At 58.1% G+C, this 602-nt stretch carries 1 protein-coding gene and 1 pseudogene; both read left to right on the top strand.

Annotated elements, in window-relative coordinates; genetic code table 11:
- Window positions 1-191, top strand: a pseudogene (locus ACR0CG_RS24105) (adenosylcobinamide-phosphate synthase CbiB); the annotation flags it as partial.
- A gap of 12 nt (window positions 192-203) precedes the next feature.
- Window positions 204-602: lytic murein transglycosylase (locus ACR0CG_RS24100; protein ID WP_480528049.1), on the top strand; the 399-nt coding region annotated here is incomplete at its 3' end.

Raw genomic sequence — 602 nt, 5'->3', positions numbered from 1 at the left:
CGCTTGATATCGCACTGGCCGGACCGCGCAGCTATGATGGCCAGATGCGGGATCTTGCTTGGGTGAACGGGAATGCGCGGCAGAATATCGACGCGGCGGAGGTTTTTCGCGCATCAGACATACTCTGGCAGGTATGGGGGCTTGCGCTTGGGCTCGTGTCGGTGTGGGTTGGGTTCAACTTCATATTCTGACGGATCAGCCTTATGCGTTTCCTTTCCGGCCTTATTGCCGCCGCCCTCTTCGCCTCGCCTGCACTCGCCCAATGCGGCGGTGGGTTCAATACCTTCGTCAAAGGGCTGAAAGCCGAAGCCATTCAGCAGGGTTACGACAAATCCACCGTCAACAGCTTTTTCAAGGGCGTGCAGCAGGACGGAGCCGTTCTGAAAGCCGACCGCGCGCAGGGCGTATTCCAGAAACCATTCATCGACTTCTCGCGGCGCCTGATTTCACAGAACCGGATCGACCGGGGCAAGGCCATGTCGGGCAAATACGACGCGGTGTTTGACCGGATTGAGCAGGAATACGGCATTTCGCGGGGTGTGCTGCTGGCATTTTGGGCGTTCGAGACCGACTACGGGTCCTTTCAGGGCGATTTCAACACT

This window comes from Ruegeria sp. AB8 (genome assembly GCF_056542605.1).
This window is presented reverse-complemented; position numbering and strand designations above follow the sequence as displayed.